The sequence below is a fragment of the Candidatus Azobacteroides pseudotrichonymphae genomovar. CFP2 genome, assembly GCF_000010645.1.
Classification (GTDB): Bacteria; Bacteroidota; Bacteroidia; order Bacteroidales; family Azobacteroidaceae; genus Azobacteroides; species Azobacteroides pseudotrichonymphae.
In genome coordinates, this window is record NC_011564.1 from 1 (window position 1) to 13,416 (window position 13,416).

The 13,416-nt window shown below is 35.7% G+C and carries 18 protein-coding genes; 14 read left to right on the forward strand and 4 right to left on the reverse strand.

The window, feature by feature from the left end; all coding sequences use genetic code 11:
- The 11 genes from CFPG_RS05210 to CFPG_RS04555 all read left to right on the forward strand — a co-directional run bounded on the left by CFPG_RS05210 (position 1) and on the right by CFPG_RS04555 (position 9,710).
- Positions 1–1,599, forward strand: a complete 1,599-nt coding sequence (locus CFPG_RS05210) for a replication initiation protein (protein WP_012572988.1) — start codon at positions 1–3, stop codon at positions 1,597–1,599.
- Between the two features lie 57 nt (positions 1,600–1,656).
- Positions 1,657–2,058: a hypothetical protein gene (locus CFPG_RS04515; RefSeq protein ID WP_012572989.1), complete on the forward strand. Its 402-nt coding sequence runs from the start codon at positions 1,657–1,659 to the stop codon at positions 2,056–2,058.
- Entirely contained in the window at positions 2,048–3,118 is a 1,071-nt protein-coding gene (locus CFPG_RS04520; protein ID WP_012572990.1) for a hypothetical protein, read from the forward strand. The genes CFPG_RS04515 and CFPG_RS04520 overlap by 11 nt, the downstream gene beginning before the upstream one ends.
- A gap of 6 nt (positions 3,119–3,124) precedes the next feature.
- Positions 3,125–3,925, forward strand: a complete 801-nt coding sequence (locus CFPG_RS04525) for a hypothetical protein (protein ID WP_012572991.1) — start codon at positions 3,125–3,127, stop codon at positions 3,923–3,925.
- A gap of 717 nt (positions 3,926–4,642) precedes the next feature.
- Complete coding sequence (locus CFPG_RS04530; protein WP_012572992.1) at positions 4,643–4,951, forward strand: hypothetical protein; 309 nt, start codon at positions 4,643–4,645, stop codon at positions 4,949–4,951.
- A 50-nt stretch (positions 4,952–5,001) separates the two neighbouring features.
- Positions 5,002–5,304, forward strand: a complete 303-nt coding sequence (locus CFPG_RS04535) for a hypothetical protein (RefSeq protein ID WP_012572993.1) — start codon at positions 5,002–5,004, stop codon at positions 5,302–5,304.
- A gap of 368 nt (positions 5,305–5,672) precedes the next feature.
- The gene (locus CFPG_RS05215) at positions 5,673–7,268 is read left to right on the forward strand and encodes a replication initiation protein (RefSeq protein WP_012572994.1); all 1,596 of its coding nucleotides are present in this window, start codon (positions 5,673–5,675) and stop codon (positions 7,266–7,268) included.
- A gap of 125 nt (positions 7,269–7,393) precedes the next feature.
- Positions 7,394–8,614, forward strand: a complete 1,221-nt coding sequence (locus tag CFPG_RS04545; protein WP_012572995.1) for a DNA methyltransferase — start codon at positions 7,394–7,396, stop codon at positions 8,612–8,614.
- 13 nt (positions 8,615–8,627) lie between these two features.
- The gene (locus tag CFPG_RS05695; protein WP_265348079.1) at positions 8,628–8,939 is read left to right on the forward strand and encodes an MvaI/BcnI family restriction endonuclease; all 312 of its coding nucleotides are present in this window, start codon (positions 8,628–8,630) and stop codon (positions 8,937–8,939) included.
- The gene (locus tag CFPG_RS05700; RefSeq protein ID WP_265348080.1) at positions 8,929–9,318 is read left to right on the forward strand and encodes an MvaI/BcnI family restriction endonuclease; all 390 of its coding nucleotides are present in this window, start codon (positions 8,929–8,931) and stop codon (positions 9,316–9,318) included. Before CFPG_RS05695 ends, CFPG_RS05700 begins: the two co-directional genes overlap by 11 nt.
- A 23-nt stretch (positions 9,319–9,341) precedes the next feature.
- Positions 9,342–9,710 carry a DUF805 domain-containing protein gene (locus CFPG_RS04555; RefSeq protein ID WP_012572996.1) on the forward strand — a complete coding sequence of 123 codons (369 nt, stop codon included), beginning with the start codon at positions 9,342–9,344 and terminating at the stop codon, positions 9,708–9,710.
- 43 nt (positions 9,711–9,753) lie between these two features.
- Here CFPG_RS04555 and CFPG_RS05705 read toward each other — a convergent pair whose 3' ends face one another.
- The 4 genes from CFPG_RS05705 to CFPG_RS04570 all read right to left on the reverse strand — a co-directional run bounded on the left by CFPG_RS05705 (position 9,754) and on the right by CFPG_RS04570 (position 11,082).
- A complete protein-coding gene (locus CFPG_RS05705; protein ID WP_265348081.1) occupies positions 9,754–9,876 on the reverse strand; it encodes a hypothetical protein in 123 nt (40 codons plus the stop codon).
- A gap of 83 nt (positions 9,877–9,959) precedes the next feature.
- On the reverse strand, positions 9,960–10,382 hold the full coding sequence (locus CFPG_RS04560; protein ID WP_265348082.1) for a PD-(D/E)XK nuclease family protein: 423 nt from the start codon (positions 10,380–10,382) through the stop codon (positions 9,960–9,962).
- Positions 10,379–10,636 (reverse strand): hypothetical protein, encoded by a 258-nt coding sequence (locus CFPG_RS04565; RefSeq protein WP_265348083.1) that lies wholly within the window; start codon positions 10,634–10,636, stop codon positions 10,379–10,381. Before CFPG_RS04565 ends, CFPG_RS04560 begins: the two co-directional genes overlap by 4 nt.
- A gap of 32 nt (positions 10,637–10,668) precedes the next feature.
- The gene (locus CFPG_RS04570; protein ID WP_012572999.1) at positions 10,669–11,082 is read right to left on the reverse strand and encodes a hypothetical protein; all 414 of its coding nucleotides are present in this window, start codon (positions 11,080–11,082) and stop codon (positions 10,669–10,671) included.
- Positions 11,083–11,273: 191 nt separating this feature from the next.
- Between CFPG_RS04570 and CFPG_RS04575 the strand changes: the two genes are divergently transcribed.
- The 3 genes from CFPG_RS04575 (at position 11,274) to CFPG_RS05405 (ending at position 12,923) form a co-directional block, all read left to right on the forward strand.
- On the forward strand, positions 11,274–12,104 hold the full coding sequence (locus tag CFPG_RS04575; protein WP_012573000.1) for a hypothetical protein: 831 nt from the start codon (positions 11,274–11,276) through the stop codon (positions 12,102–12,104).
- Positions 12,105–12,389: 285 nt separating this feature from the next.
- On the forward strand, positions 12,390–12,569 hold the full coding sequence (locus CFPG_RS05710) for a hypothetical protein (RefSeq protein WP_265348084.1): 180 nt from the start codon (positions 12,390–12,392) through the stop codon (positions 12,567–12,569).
- Positions 12,570–12,581: 12 nt separating this feature from the next.
- Positions 12,582–12,923 (forward strand): hypothetical protein, encoded by a 342-nt coding sequence (locus tag CFPG_RS05405; protein WP_012573002.1) that lies wholly within the window; start codon positions 12,582–12,584, stop codon positions 12,921–12,923.
- Positions 12,924–13,416: the final 493 nt, after the last annotated feature.

Here is a 13,416-nt window from a genome sequence, read left to right on the forward strand (position 1 = left end):
ATGGAAATTTCGTCATCAGAACGAGAGGGTAAAAATTTAATTGCCTTAAAACCGTCCTTGATGAATAAGGACGTTATTCAGTCGTATATCCTGACAACAGCAAAGTATAATTTTTCTATATATCAGAAGCGTATTCTGTATAGAATTGTGGAGTACTTTCAAGCTTTACTTCAAGGGAAAAAGTTGGATAAGAATTTTTCAATTGAACATGATTCTTCAGGTTTGCCATTGATTAGCATGCCTATTTCTTGCTTTAGACCAAATGTAAAGGACAAGCATTATATCCAAATAAAAATGGCTCTAATGGATTTGCAAAGGGAAATTATACAATATGAAACCAAAGAAAGGTGGGAAAGTATATCACTGTTAGCTTTTCCGGTTATATTACATTACAGTCGTATCGTACAGTTTCGTTTGCATCCAAAAGTTTATGAATTTGTAATGGATTTTTCCAAAGGTTATCGTAAGTACGAATTGGAAACGGCAATGTCTTTTAGAAGTGTCTATTCAATGCGGTTTTATGAACTTCTTTCTGGGCAGAAGCATCCATTGACATATAGTATAGCGAATATAAAAGCTATGTTTCGGTTAGAAAATAAATATAAAAATGTAGGTGTTTTTATTTCACGTGTTATTGAGCAGGCTCAAAAGGAGTTGGATTTGAAATCTCCATACAGCTTCACCTATGAACTGGAATACGAGGAGGAACGTAAACAACATGTAGGCAGGAAAAAAATTACAGGTATAACTTTTATACCTGTCTATCGTTCAGAGAATCGTAATAGTATATTGGAATATAAAGACTTATGCAGAACAGTCGTTCTTTCAGATGTACTCTTGCCAGAGGAGCAGCATTTCTTTGTTTCATTAGGCTTTACCGAACATGAATTGAAAAGTAAGTATTACAATTTGCTTATTGACGTAGAGAAAGCAAGGAGACAAGGACGAATATTGATTACTCCTGTTCTTTTGGACTATTCCAAAAATAAGAAGAACCCGAAGACCTATGCTCTCAAAGCTTTGAGGAATGAGATTAGGGGGTGGAAAGAAGAATTGTCTAAGCAGAATCAGGATAAGCTATCTAAGCAATTACAGCAGGAGGTCAAGACATTTCATCAGGATAAGCAAAGTATCCATTACTTTCTCAAAGATTATTTAGGATTTTCAGGAGAAGAACTGGACAAGGTATTTGAATATGTTTCAACGCACGGAGATCATGACTGTTTGGATGAACTGATTCGTTCTTGTAATAAGGATAAGGATAAAATGAAGGCTTCATTACAAAAAAGCATTCAATCCATCGGATCAGTTAGCCAACGAAAGAAAGCACTTAAGGCTGCTCCTAAGACTACTCTTAAAGCTACTCATGAGGTTACTTCATTAGAACAGAGAAATGATCAGACGAAGGAGGAGTTAATTGTGGAGGAAGAAACTGTGAAGGGAAAACAGATAGTCAATGTTTCCAATCAAGATCAAGAAAAACAGGAAAAGACTTATACTAGTGTCGTTCAACCTAGTGGAAGGTCGTCTTATATAGGTATAGGGAAATTCATCCGAAACGGGATGAAAAGAATAAAGAAGTATTTTCATATCCATTGAACTGACCCAGTAGGTTGATATGAAAAAGATGTATAAACAATTAAATATTGTGTTGTAATGAAAAAACTATTAACTCTTATTTTATTTTCTGTGATTTGCTTCGGAGCTGGAGCTAGAAGCATTACATTGATATTTGATGATGGAACGAAAGTCTACTACCATCCGTATCATATTTCCTCAAGGTTTCAAATCCAGTTTTTATCTAATGAGAACGGAGAGACATTGTATCGCCTTCATGATCCGGTCGATTGGTGGAGATATCATTGGTTTGTTGGTGGCTGGGGCTGGGTAAGTGATTACCAGAAGCTGAAGAAGAAAATAGAGCAAGCTGGAAAAGGGGACAAAATAAGAAGCTTTACAGTCGAATATCTAGGCAAGAAAGAGATAGATATTTTGGTAAAAAAGGTCGTAGATTATCGTTTCCTTGCAGAAGAACAGATAACTTCTGATGAACAATAAATTAATTGGAACAATGAAAAGATTTTTAACACTTATATTTTTATCTGTATTTGTTTTAGGATTACAAGCTGAAACAACATTAGATTATCTAAAGGCTATTCGGTATGGTGAATTAAAATGTGGACAGCATTATTTTTTGGTAGAACATCCTCGTTTGAGAGATAATGAATATATCAAGGGTTCTGCAGATAATGAAGCCGAAGGATTAACTGATGACAGTATTGTATATGTTGGTGATGTGAAAAATCATTTTACAGATTTTATAGACAATGTTCGTGCTAATTTTACTGGATCCGCTTCGAAAGAAGAAACTAAAGGTATAGATACATTGACAGTTTCTATAGGTATAGGTGTGACTGGTAGTGGAATTGAAACTGAATTTTATGATTTTTATCATAATGAAGAAACTAGAGCTAGAATTGGCGGAATATTCAGAAGAGAGAGCGTAGTGTACGACACTAAAAATGTTTCAGCCCATTTAGCTTTGAATAATGATGTATTTAATGGTGTATTCAGGATAGTTAGTAGCACTACAGTTGATACTATAACTTTTCATAATAATGACATTAGTATTAACACTGGAGTTGAATTTCATAATTCGTGTAATAACCCTAAAAATAAAGTTTTTGCAGGGTTCGATATCTCCAGCTTGTTATACCCGACAATCTCCACCAATATATCAATGAACACTGGATATAAGTACACTTTCTCGAATGGGTTGTATTTATCTCCAAAAGCAGTCGTAGGTATAACTAGAGGTTTTCAATTATCTCCTTCAGCGTCAATGACAGCTGGTTATGATCATACATTCTCGAATGGGTTGTATTTATCTCCAAAAGCAGTCGTAAGTATAACTAGAGATTTTCCATTATCTAGTTCAGCGTCAATGACAGCCGGTTATAATCATACATTCTCGAATGGGTTATATTTATTTCCGAAAGCAGAAGTAGGTGTAAATTGCTGGAGAAATAGTACAGGCTATAATGATTATAATTACAATTACAGATATAGATATGGAAACTTTGGATTAGAAGTAGGATACAAGTTTCATGTAAATTAGCTCACCATGAGCTACCAACTCAAAACCGATAAGACACATCTCAATTGGAAGGAAGGTCTTTCAGATCGAACATCACATGAAGTTAACTTTCTGCGTTATGTCATTGATGGTTACGGCGAAGATTACTATGTCATAGGCTTTTCTGGGGAGGACAGACAGTATCGTTATCACCACGATCTCTATTCCTTTAGCAGCTGCAAACCTCCATCTTTTGATATCAGAGTGATGGATGGTAATAAAGTTTTTCTTCGTGTCTTCTACGCTAACATAGAAGTAGATCCATCTAATTGGAAGGATGTGATAAAGGAATACGGCTGTTACTATAGGCTTAGTTGGTCTTTTAATATTACAGTTGAGTATAGACTTAACACAACTCAGTTCATAGAACATGTAGAAGATTTCTCACTATGGTTTTATGATCCACTCAGCATTGATACAGGACATAGCCCAATAGACATGGCTTCCAAATGTCTTGCTTTGGAACCTTTGCAGAACATATTAGAGAGCTGGGACGAAGAAAATTGGAAGCAGAAATTGTCAAAACAGGCAAAGCTTCAGTATGCTTCCTATAGGAACACTGAACAGGAAGATAGAACGGCAAAGATAGATATGGATAAGATCAGACAGCTACCTACAGTTAATGCAATGCTGGATGCAAAGTATGGAAAGGAAGGAACTCCAACAAGAGAAGTTTTTGATAGAGAAGCAGATGCTTACTATCAAAAATATTACTGTGATAATGGATGTGGATGTGGAAATAAAGAAGGAACTAAAAAACAGAACGTGTTAGTTGAAGAAGAAAAATAAATTGTTTTTTATCAATTGCGAGTAAAGTTTACAACTTCGGAATCAGTAATCGATTCACAGTTTGGCTCTTTCTATGCATGATTTCCCTAACTGTATAGGGAATAAACAAGGTATCACTTCGTTCGAACTTTTGAGTCATCTAGCACCGTATATTTCAAGTTACATGTGGTGCAATCTTTACTAAATGTATTAAGAGTTGTAATGCATCAGATTTACTTGTTACTAAGAGATATTAACCTTCGGTTTCTGTTAGTAAGATTAGCTTCGTCATTATAAGCAGCACTTTAACTTTAGTAGAGAACTAACATGCTGTTATAAGTCTGCGTATAGAGAATACTTTTGCTCGCTTTACTTGTTCGCTTGATCTCTACTTCAGCTTCGGTGTCCTTACTGCGTGCGACCTTCTCAGCTTCACGGATTAATAAGCTCTCTTTATGTAGCTTAAGCTTGTTTTCATAACTATTACGCAATAGCATGATTCAATTACGACGTAAGCCATTTACGTTTTCATTGAATATTAAATGTAATTACTTTTCTTTGTAAGCTTACAATTACACTTTTGAATAGAAATGAAACTTTTTATGAAATTCTTTACTGCTACAATGGGTATTCTTTGTGCAGTGTTCATTTTTTTAATCATCATAAATTATATTGCCAATCACACAGATTGGTTTAATTATTTAACGAAATAATTAATGAATTTAAAAATTCAACAGTATGAAAAAAATTATTTTATCATTCATTGTTTGCTCCATGCTTATTGGAACAAAAGGATTCGGACAACCACAACAAATACTTAAGGAAACAGAGACTTTTGGTATAGATATTCCATTTTTTCATTTTTTAAATACAAAATTTAAATATGAAGATGTAGATGTAGAAAATACTCCTACAATTCAATCAACAGAAACTATTGGAATTAACTTCATCATTGTCTGGCAAACCAAAAAATTTGAATACGAACTTGGATATGGGAAACGGAATAATAAAGGTTCAAATGTTCAAATTTCTGCTAATGCCGAATAAGCATTAAAAAAAATAATCACTGCTAATTGATAATTAAAATTATTAATAATATGAAAAAAATTATTGTATTCTTATCGCTTATTCTTTGTATGGAATCAGCATTTTCAGCTCCTAGAATGGAACAAACAGGTTATACTGAAGAAACAAACCAAGTACAAAACAATCAAAATAATTTGACATTGTACAAAGAATTAAGTGATATTAATTATAATGTCAAATCCGTAAACGATAATGTAAAATCAGTAGAATCTACTGTAAAATTTCATTGGCATATTTACTGGGGAATTGCAATAGCCAGTGCAATACTTAACACAATTATAACAGCCGCAATGATATCAGCTAGTTCGTATTAATGCTAACTATTAGATAGCAAAAAACTATTAGCAACGAGTTCTCATAATTCGTTGCTTTTTTCTTTTTAGGGGGACACCGAAATGGGGGTGATTTTTCTTTTTAGTTGTTTGGTTGTTTGGGTTCCGTTGTTCTCGATTTTTTGATTTTGATTATTTAAAAATCTGTTACAATCTACTTATGATTGTTTTAACTTATTATTGATATAACTTATCACTTGCAAAAAAAAACAGATGTTAGCAACTGGTATTCAGCAAGTTATATCGTTAAAGTTGAAGAGTAAAGTTAGGAATTGGATACTTTATTGAAGAGTAAAGTTAGGAATTGGATACTTTATTTTTTTACCATATTTGTGTATGATTTTCGTTAAATGAAAGAATTGCAAGTACAAGAGAAGATGGTGAATAGCATAGTCTTAAACCCATCTTTAAATAACAAGGATGTTATTCAGTCTTACATTCTGACCACAGCTAGATATGATTTCTCTGTCTATGAAAAACGTATTTTGTATGGGATAGTGGAATGTTTCCAATCTGAACTGACAGGGAAAAAGCTGGATAAGAATTTCTCAATCAATAGGAAGTTAAATGAATATATTGACATTGTTCTTCCATTTTCTTCAGTGTTATTGATGAATGAAGAGGATAAACATCATAGTCGTGTCAAAAAGGCTCTTTGTTCATTACAGGATAAAAAAATAATACGTGAGAACGATAAAATATGGGAATCATTTGCATTAGTTATTAAGCCGAAAGTATACAAACATCGCCGTATTGTAACTTTTACTTTGCATCAGGAAGTCTACGAAGCCTTATTGGATTTTTCTAAAGGTTATAGGAAGTATGAACTGAAAACAGCAATGGCGTTCCAAAGTGTTTATGCTATGAGGTTCTATGAATTAATCTCTGGGCAGAAACAAGCTTTGACCTACAGCATAGAGAACTTAAAGGCTATGTTTAAGTTAGAAAATAAATATAAAGGTCTAGGAGCTTTCATTAGGTATGTTGTAGAACCAGCTCAAAGGGAGCTAGATTTGAAATCTCCATACAGCTTCACCTATCAGCTAGAACATGAGAAAGAACGTACTAATCCCAAAGGAGGCAGGAAGAAAGTTGTGGCTATCACCTTTACCCCTGTCTATCGTTCAGAGAATCGTAATAGCATATTGGAATACAAAGACCTGTGTAGAACAGTTGTTCTTTCAGATGTACTCTTGCCAGAGGAGCAGCATTTCTTTGTTTCATTAGGCTTTACCGAACAGGAACTGAAAAGTAAGTATTATAACTTGCTTATTGACGTAGAGAAAGCAAGGAGACAAGGACGAATATTGATTACTCCTGTTCTTTTGGATTATGTCAAAACTAAGAAGAACCCGAAGACCTATGCTCTCAAAGCTTTGAGGAATGAGATTAGGGGGTGGAAAGAAGAATTGTCTAAGCAGAATCAGGATAAGCTATCTAAGCAATTACAGCAGGAGGTCAAGACATTTCATCAGGATAAGCAAAGTATCCATTACTTTCTCAAAGATTATTTAGGATTTTCAGGAGAAGAACTGGACAAGGTATTTGAATATGTTTCAACGCACGGAGATCATGACTGTTTGGATGAACTGATTCGTTCTTGTAATAAGGATAAGGATAAAATGAAGGCGTCATTACAAAAAAGCATTCAATCCATCGGATCAGTTAGCCAACGAAAGAAAGCCCTTAAGGCTGCTCCTAAGACTACTCTTAAAGCTACTCATGAGGTTATTTCATTAGAACAGAAAGAGGATCAGACGAAGGAGGAGTTAATTGTGGAGGAAGAAACTGTGAAGGGAAAACAGATAGTCAATGTTTCCAATCAAGATCAAGAAAAACAGGAAGCGATTCAGCCTAATGTCGTTCAGTCTAGTAGAGGGTCCTATATAGGGAAATTCATCCGAAACGGGATGAAAAGAATAAGGAACTATTTTCATATCCATTAAACAGTATGGAGAATAGCATGAGAACGATTTATCATCAGATTAAAAAGCAGGACGTATATCTTCTCAAAGATCATTTAGGATTTTCAAGAGAAGAACTAGACAAGGCATTTGAATAGGAATTTGGGATGTTATACGAGCAGACATATAGCAAGTTTTTATCTTTCAAGGGTGAGCCACTTCGTCAGGGGCGACAAAAGATTCATCCTTATCCAGCTATGCTTCATCCTTTGCTCGTAGACTATTTAATTGATCAATATGCCAATAAAAATTCTGTGATTTTAGATCCTTTTTCTGGAAGTGGAGTGTCACTGCTACAATCAGGGTTAAAAGGTTATCCATCCTATGGATTTGATATAAATCCATTTGCCCTATTAATTTCCAAAGCAAAAACAACGAACTACGATTTAGAACTTTTAGAAAAGGACATCAAAGAGATTCAAAGTGAAATTAAAAAATGCGAAAAAGTTGACATACCAGAAATCAAAAATATAGATTACTGGTATAGTCAATCAGTTCAAAATAGCTTGGGTAGGATTCGGTATTGCTTGAAGCACGGTTCATATCATTACCCTGAACTTCTAAAGACTTGTTTTGCTTTGGTATGTCGTGATCAATCCTATACACGGAAGGGAGAGTTTAAACGATATCGTATCAAAGCTGACAAAATAGAGAAGAGGAAAGATGAAGTAATGAGAAGATTTTGTAATCATTTGGAAACTATTTTAGAAGTCATCAAAGAATCAGATAAGGAAATTCTTTCTCCACGTCATTTCTTTGATACTTCAGAAAATATAGGTCAATATCACTTGGAATACGATTTGATTATCACATCGCCTCCCTATGGGGATAGCCATACGACTGTCGCTTACGGTGAATTCTCCAGTTTTGGGTTGGAATGGGTGAATGATTGTATCAATATTTCGTCAGAATATAGGATAGACAAGCAGTCAGTTGGGAGAAAGCGTTCTATTGCAAAAGGACTATTGGAAAATAAGATTTTAAACGATACACTTGAACTGATCAAACATCAAGATGAATCCAGAAGCATCGAAGTCCTATACTTTTTTAATGAGTACTTGATTATTTTAGAAAATGTTTTGAATCAATTGCCGAAGAATGGTATAGCTTGTTATGTGGTTGGGAATAGACGAGTGAAAGGTATTGAAATCCCAACAGACCAGATTACTGCAGAGATGATGGAGAAATGTGGAATGTCTATCAAAGAGATTTTGGTTAGAGATATTTCGAATAAAGTAATGCCGTCAAAAAATTCTCCTAGTAACAGAGTAGGAGAAAAAGACAAAACAATGTCTTTTGAATACATTGTTGTAGGAAACAAAGAGTAGAATTTGTATTCATATGACACTCGAAGAGATTCAGGATAGATTAGTAGCTATCAAAGCACAATGTTTCATTAAGAGCTTGCGGAAACATTCAACTGGGATTGGTAAAACTCTGGAGACTCTTCTGGGAATTACTGAGAATAATATTCCTTTGCCAGATTTGGGAGAAATAGAGTTGAAAGCTATTCGGAGGAATTCGAAAAATATGATTACGCTCTTTACTTTTAATAAAAAGGTTTGGAAAATGGATCCATTGGATGCTATCAAGAAATACGGAAAAAAAGATAAAAATGGGGAGACTGGGCATATACTATACGATGATGGCTAAACCCAATAGGGCAGGTTTATTTTTTCATGTCGATGATGAAATGGTTGAAGTTCGTCACATTGACGGCTCAATTGTTGTATCTTGGCTATTGGAAACTATTGAAGAGAAATTTGAAGAGAAAGTAAAAAATGTTTTACTTGTCAAGGCGAATTCTAAAAAGATAGGTATGGATGAATATTTTCATTTTGATCAGGCGAAACTTTTAACAGGTGGAACAACTAAAGGCATTTTGCGAAGTAGGTTTGAGAATAAACAGTTGCTCATTGATTTACGTCTTCACGATGAGGTGACTTCCGCGCGAAATCACGGAACTGCTTTTAGAGTTTATGAAAGAGATATTGAAAATTTCTATGAAAAATCAATAGAAATCCTTCTATAAGATGAAAGTACTTTTATTCCATTATGATGAGCTATAAATTCAAGACTAACAGTATGCAGGATATATTGACAACCATTTTTAAGACATTGAAAGGATTCTTCTCGTTTAGAGGACGAATCAGTAGAAAGGAGTTTATCATGAGCTTTCTAACTGTTTTTTTAAGCTTTTGTATGCTAGGATCGAGATTCTTCCTTCTGTGGATAGTCTTGTTTTGGTTTCTGTTTGCTCAACGAGCTAAACGTTGCCACGATTTAGGACATAACGGTTGGTGGCAATTTATCCCACTTTATGAACTATGGCTTTTGTGTGCTAAGGGACAGGTAGGAAAGAACGAATACGGTGAAGATCCACAAGCATTGGAAGAAGACTTGTCTTCTCAAAAAGAAGATTAAGTTGTATTTGTAGTATGAAAAGACAATCAGAGGAATTGGTGATTTAACTGACATATCCGTAAGTGATTAGGGCAGCAAAAGCTGTACCTGCCAGGTAGAATGCTCCATTTGTGATGATTCTATCATGGATTCGGTCGAAGTTCTCTTCCAGTTGGAACCAGACCATTTTTTCCTGTTCCTTTATTTAGCCATTATTTAATGGCCTTTGTATTAAGATTATTCCTGTAATGCATGTAAGGATAGCGATCACTACCTACCTCTTGTTCCAAAGTCCACCCCAATCCTCTCTACCCGAGACTGATTCTCTCCTCTCTCTATCTTTTCATAGATGGCACAAATATCTTCATCTATCTTCCAAATTCTGTCTTCTAGTATTTCTCCCACACGAACTAAATAGACATTGCATGTACGAGAGCCTATATAGATAAAATAGTACTCAGATGTCCAGTCATTACTTATATGATATGTTTCTTTCATTGCCATTGTATAATAGGCTAATTGTTGTAGATAGCTGTTCATTTCTCTTTCTACCTCTCTCACAAACTGACTTTGATTGTGCGAAGAGGTCTTTAGATCAATGATCCATACCCTCTTTTCTTTCATATCCCACTGAATACGGTCTATCTTCGATTTGCATAGCAATCCACAATTATGTCTGAAACAAACTTTCAACTCATTCCAAGCATGATTTCCTCCTTTAGTATCTTTTGAAATTCCATATTAGCATAATAATTGGCATTGATCATCCATATGCTGGTCATCTCTTTTTCGGTTATTGGAGATTTTTTTTCTTGCATGCAACGTATATAGTCTTTTAACTCGTTGTATAATTTTTCCGCTTTAGCAGAATCATTTTTAGATAATACATTGTAGTAAGCATCGGCAGGGTCCATTCTTATTAAAATTGCCTTGCAAAAATTCTCCATGTTGTCATCATTCTTGGGTATGATTCCCATTACTAGTGAATAGTATTTCTTGTAGTACTCAGGGTTGAAAATGGATTGATGCTAAGATTTGGAAGGTTATGTATCACGGTACTGCTCTTAGGATAAGGAGATAGCATTCGAATGTCAACTGGAACAAATTTTTTCTTGCCAGGTATAAGTCCGCTTACAAATGAATGGATACCGTCTTTGATAAAGTTCAACCATTTTTTCTGCAGTCCTTCTGGCTTTGGTGCTATCTTTTCGTCTCTTTTTATAGACCTACTCAATGCATTTAGCTGTTCCAGTGCAGGAGATAGCTTGTATTGTTTGGGAATAAAAACTCCGTCATCTTCTTCTTCTTCTTCTTCTTCTTCCTGACCATCCTCTATACTATTTAATTGCTCTAATCCTGTCTTATCTATCGCTATCCTAAGTTTATCTTCCAATCAAGAGAATTCTGACATCTCACAAGGTCAGGAGCGTTCTTGCTCTCTTAGGATTTGATTGCATGTTTTGCTTGATGTAATTGTAAACGATTAGAGGTTCAGGCTTAGTAGCCACTATATGATGTCCTTTCACCCGGCTTTTATAGGTTGCCTCCAGTGATTATCTTTGTCTTGCTAAAGACAACAAGATTATGCTTGAGAAGGGATTCTACCTTGAACATGGTTATCCAATTATCACAGAAAAAGCTCTTCATCCGCGTAGTTATCGCAACAAACGTTGCAGTAATCAGCATGTAATGATCTACTGTCAGGACTACTACTACAAACATGGATATGAGAGAGAGTTCAGCGAAGAACCTACTTGCTTTTACGATGAGATGAAGAAACGCTTATACCATCATTTAGTCTGTGAAGGGAGGACTCTGTTTATGGGATCACCGATGGGCTGTTTCTACATGAGTATGCACAATGATGTGCCGATGGTATCTAGGGAAGGACGTAAGGTTGATGCTGGGAATAGCTTCTACCGTAGACGATGGAGGCTCCAAATTCATCCTACTACAAGGGAGGAGAAGAATTTGATCCAGTGTGCCTACCAGAAAGACGTACGTAGGCATATGCACATGTATAGACAATCTCTAGAAGGCAAAGACAGGTACTATACTCCACATGAATGCTCCTATATGAACGATTGGATGAAGCAATGTATCAAAGAGAGTGCTTTGCGTGTAGGGATGGATGAGAAAGAAGCTTTCAGCGTCCATAGAGAGATATGTAGGATAGCCCATTCTGCTTTTTTGCCTAACCATCCACTTCATAAGGAAGCCTTCTTTAGCAAGAAAACGAGCATACGGCATCCGGGAGTAAAGCTTTACTGCATTGCATTGTGGCGACCCATAGCCTTCAGAACTCGCGTAGAGTACATGAACAAGAGGTTTGGTATGCCAGAAAGGACATTATCCTTAAGCGGATGGAATTATGAATGGAAACTAAAGGATAAAGCTAGACAGCTTGAAGGATAAACATGCAGAGAGAGAGAAAGAGTTCCATATGCCACTTTTTAGCCCTTTTTTTCTCAGATATTTCACCTTAAACAGCACCCATACGATAAAGTTATCCAATTTGGTAAAAAGCACTAGAAGGAGTGTATCTTCGAAATCCGATTCTTTTGCCTAGCTTTACCCTTTATGAAGATAACTAAGACCACCCCGGACAAGATTGAAGTAGAGTACCCAGAGTTAGTAATAGACTATGAGATTCTTACCTCTGACGAGTTTGAACACAGATGTACAGACTTCAAGAATGTGATGGAGAATCAACGCAGGAAATGTAACTTAAATACAAGTGATACGATGTACAAGGATAGACTAGGCGAGATAAAGGTGAGACTTGACAACCTGATTGAAGAAGCTCAAAAGATCAAGCATCTCCTTGACTACTACGATGACGAGACAGAGGAAGAGACTATGTCAATAAAGATCAACTAACATAAGACTATCATGAAACTGGAAGATTTCAATCTGCGTAACATATACCTATGGATACTCAAGCTTATCCTTTGGCTCTACTTGTTCCGATTTTCTTATGGTATAATAAGCATTAGCAATTGCTGCATTGAGTGGGGAAGTTATAGCTGGAGTTATGACAACAATAATACTCTAATCGATAATATTGGAAGGTTTGGACTGTTCAAAGGTCTTATCGTGAGTGGTTTTGCAACCAATATGGCCCTGCTTATTTCAATATGTTTTGCAACATTCATGCTCCACAGACTAACCCATTACTGCAAATGGGACAGGATATCCAAACTGCTGAAAAGAAAATTGGATAATAAGGGATAAACGCCATTTGACGCATTTTAAGGTATCTTACAGCAATTATCTTCTTTGAGTAATTAAAATCTACATTCAAATAACGATCGTTCGTTACAGGTCAATTTCGGGCTATTATACGATGTGTGCTATTTTGAGCGTTTGGGGTTTGAGTTGTGAAAACTTGAAAGGCTCGGATTAGTTCGGAATACCCTATGTCCCACTTGAGTTCCACATCTTATCCATATCTCGCCATGATGTAGGCACGCGGCATGAAACATAATGCCAGTTGTTGCTTTGCATACTGTTCCAAACGGTTCTATGGCATGGTTGCTGCTTCACATAGCCTGAGAGTAGGACATTCTTTTTAGGACTGAGTGTTGACTTGGAACATGCATGCATAATTTCTACTCCATGCATGACTTTTAATCCATGAGATAGTCCTATTACTGTGTTTGATGATGCTCTGACTCCTGTTCTACTGTTTCTACAGTCATAGCCACGAGCAATCTCTTTACTGCAT

Bases quoted from the DNA above. Each gene is read 5' to 3' on its own strand.
- CFPG_RS04530 (WP_012572992.1), top strand. From the start codon at position 4,643: ATGAAAAAAATTATTTTATCATTCATTGTTTGCTCCATGCTTATTGGA.
- CFPG_RS04515 (WP_012572989.1), top strand. From the start codon at position 1,657: ATGAAAAAACTATTAACTCTTATTTTATTTTCTGTGATTTGCTTCGGA.
- CFPG_RS04520 (WP_012572990.1), top strand. From the start codon at position 2,048: ATGAACAATAAATTAATTGGAACAATGAAAAGATTTTTAACACTTATA.
- CFPG_RS05405 (WP_012573002.1), top strand. From the start codon at position 12,582: ATGAAACTGGAAGATTTCAATCTGCGTAACATATACCTATGGATACTC.
- CFPG_RS05695 (WP_265348079.1), top strand. From the start codon at position 8,628: ATGACACTCGAAGAGATTCAGGATAGATTAGTAGCTATCAAAGCACAA.
- CFPG_RS05705 (WP_265348081.1), bottom strand. From the start codon at position 9,876: ATGGTCTGGTTCCAACTGGAAGAGAACTTCGACCGAATCCATGATAGA.
- CFPG_RS04565 (WP_265348083.1), bottom strand. From the start codon at position 10,636: ATGGAGAATTTTTGCAAGGCAATTTTAATAAGAATGGACCCTGCCGAT.
- CFPG_RS04545 (WP_012572995.1), top strand. From the start codon at position 7,394: ATGTTATACGAGCAGACATATAGCAAGTTTTTATCTTTCAAGGGTGAG.
- CFPG_RS05210 (WP_012572988.1), top strand. From the start codon at position 1: ATGGAAATTTCGTCATCAGAACGAGAGGGTAAAAATTTAATTGCCTTA.
- CFPG_RS05215 (WP_012572994.1), top strand. From the start codon at position 5,673: ATGAAAGAATTGCAAGTACAAGAGAAGATGGTGAATAGCATAGTCTTA.
- CFPG_RS04555 (WP_012572996.1), top strand. From the start codon at position 9,342: ATGATGAGCTATAAATTCAAGACTAACAGTATGCAGGATATATTGACA.
- CFPG_RS04525 (WP_012572991.1), top strand. From the start codon at position 3,125: ATGAGCTACCAACTCAAAACCGATAAGACACATCTCAATTGGAAGGAA.
- CFPG_RS05710 (WP_265348084.1), top strand. From the start codon at position 12,390: ATGGAGAATCAACGCAGGAAATGTAACTTAAATACAAGTGATACGATG.
- CFPG_RS04535 (WP_012572993.1), top strand. From the start codon at position 5,002: ATGAAAAAAATTATTGTATTCTTATCGCTTATTCTTTGTATGGAATCA.
- CFPG_RS04575 (WP_012573000.1), top strand. From the start codon at position 11,274: ATGCTTGAGAAGGGATTCTACCTTGAACATGGTTATCCAATTATCACA.
- CFPG_RS05700 (WP_265348080.1), top strand. From the start codon at position 8,929: ATGATGGCTAAACCCAATAGGGCAGGTTTATTTTTTCATGTCGATGAT.